A 1801-nucleotide genomic window follows, 5' to 3' on the forward strand; every position below is an offset into this window, starting at 1 on the left:
GCCGCCGCCCCCTCCGCCGGCCCCGCAGCCGATCCCAAGGGAGGTGCGTGACACGCCAAAGCTGCTGGAGTTCGTGCGTGAGCGCCTGCGCGAGCAGCCGCAGCCGATCTATCCGACCCTGCCGTTCTCGAAGCGGCAGGCGGCGCCGGCGGCCCGTGCCACAGAGGCCTTCCAGGTGGCGCGCTCGAGCCATCTGCAGCTCACCGCAGCCCGGACGGTCTACCGGAACGCCACGGCGCTACCGCTCATCCAGATGGTCCAGCTGCAGAGCAGTCAGTTCCAGTCGAGCTTCTCGGCCTCGGCCTATCGGTCACGGTTCTCGCTGCTCGGCGGTGGCGGCCGCATCGTCTAGCCCCCCCCCTCGGCCGTCTCACGGGCCCCGTCGCGGACCTCCGCGGCGGGGCCTTTGCTTTTCCGGCCACTGACGAAGCGAAAGCGTGGAACTTCGACACCGTGTCGCGGCTTGAACCGCCGACCGTGACCGGCAGCGCCAGCCATCCGGCGCGGCGGTGACGCAAAGACACGCTTCGGAGACGCAGATGACGAACATTGACCCGATGGGCGCGGGCCCCGTGGACGCCGGCGAGACCTCCGCGGGTTCCGCCAAGGAGAAGATGGGCCAGGCGGGCCAGAAGATGCGCGAGGAAGCCGCGCACTTCGCATCTCAGGCGCAGCAGAAGGCGGCCGGCGAGATCGAGCGCCGCAAGGCGACGGCGAGCCAGACGCTCGGCCAGTTCGCCACGGCGATCCGCAAGGCGGGTGACGAACTGGCCGAAGGCGACCAGTCGGTGGCCGGGCGGTTCGTCGGCCAGGCGGCCGACGGGTTGGAGAACTTCGCCCGGACGCTCTCTGAGAAGCGTCCCGAGGAGCTCCTGGACAGCGTGCGCGACTTCAGCCGCCGCAACCCCACGGCGTTCGTGGCCGGGGCGGTGCTGGCCGGCCTGGCGATCGGGCGCTTCCTGCGCAGCTCCGAACCGACTTCGGCGCTGGGCGAGACCCGCAGCTTCGCCGGCGAGGGCGCTGTGTTCACCGGTGTGGGCGAGGACGGCGGCGGCCTGGGCGCCCTGGAGACCCAGGTCTCCGGCGACATCGCGGGCGTGAGCGGCGCCGCCGACACCTTCGGCTCCGACATGGGCGAGGGCGAGGATGCCGCGCCGGGGAGCGAGATCGACCGCTCGCGCTTCGGTCCGGGGGCCTAGCCCATGGACATGTCGCCGCGTGAAGACGCGCGCACCATACCGGAGCTGGTCTCCGCCCTGACGGGCGACCTAGCCAACCTGGTGCGCAAGGAATCCGAGCTCGTCCGGACCGAGGTGGGGGAAAAGCTCTCCCACGCCGGGAAGGCGGGCGGGAAGATGGCCATGGGCGCGGTCCTGCTGCTGGGCGCTGTGATGGTGCTGCTGCAGGCCCTGGTGATCCTGCTGTCGAAGGTGATGGATCCCTTCTGGGCCTCGCTGATCGTCGGTGTCCTGGTGGGCGTCGCCGGGCTCCTGATCGTGAAGGCGGCCGTGGCGATGATGAAGCCCGAGAACATGGGCCCCAACCGCGCCGCCCGGCAGCTGAAGCAGGACGCCCAGATCGTGAGGAAGACCTAGATGACGACGCAGAAGTCCGCCGCGGACGTGGAGCGTGAGGTCGAGGCCTCCCGCGAGGAGCTGGAGCGCACCGTCGAGGCGCTCAAGGACAAGATGACCCCTGGCGAGCTGTTCAACGAGGCCAGCCGCGCCATGGGCGGAGCCGGAAACAGGATGATGATGAAGGTAGTGGATCAGGCGAAGGAAAACCCCGTCCCGGTGGCGCT

4 protein-coding genes are annotated in these 1801 nt (G+C 70.2%); all 4 read left to right on the forward strand.

Going from position 1 to position 1801, the window contains the following annotated elements:
- A partial coding sequence (locus V7Z97_RS20380) for a hypothetical protein (protein WP_334165451.1) occupies positions 1-352 on the forward strand: 352 nt, incomplete at its 5' end.
- Positions 353-539: 187 nt separating this feature from the next.
- The gene (locus tag V7Z97_RS20385; RefSeq protein ID WP_334165454.1) at positions 540-1199 is read left to right on the forward strand and encodes a hypothetical protein; all 660 of its coding nucleotides are present in this window, start codon (positions 540-542) and stop codon (positions 1197-1199) included.
- A 3-nt stretch (positions 1200-1202) separates the two neighbouring features.
- On the forward strand, positions 1203-1595 hold the full coding sequence (locus V7Z97_RS20390; RefSeq protein WP_334165455.1) for a phage holin family protein: 393 nt from the start codon (positions 1203-1205) through the stop codon (positions 1593-1595).
- Positions 1596-1801, forward strand: a 206-nt coding sequence (locus V7Z97_RS20395) for a DUF3618 domain-containing protein (protein WP_334165458.1), incomplete at its 3' end; no start/stop codon positions are given.

The organism is Phenylobacterium sp., assembly GCF_036821595.1.
Classification (GTDB): Bacteria; Pseudomonadota; Alphaproteobacteria; order Caulobacterales; family Caulobacteraceae; genus Phenylobacterium.

Excerpts from the sequence above, each read along its gene's own strand:
- V7Z97_RS20385 (WP_334165454.1), top strand. The coding sequence starts at position 540 with ATGACGAACATTGACCCGATGGGCGCGGGCCCCGTGGACGCCGGCGAG.
- V7Z97_RS20390 (WP_334165455.1), top strand. The coding sequence starts at position 1,203 with ATGGACATGTCGCCGCGTGAAGACGCGCGCACCATACCGGAGCTGGTC.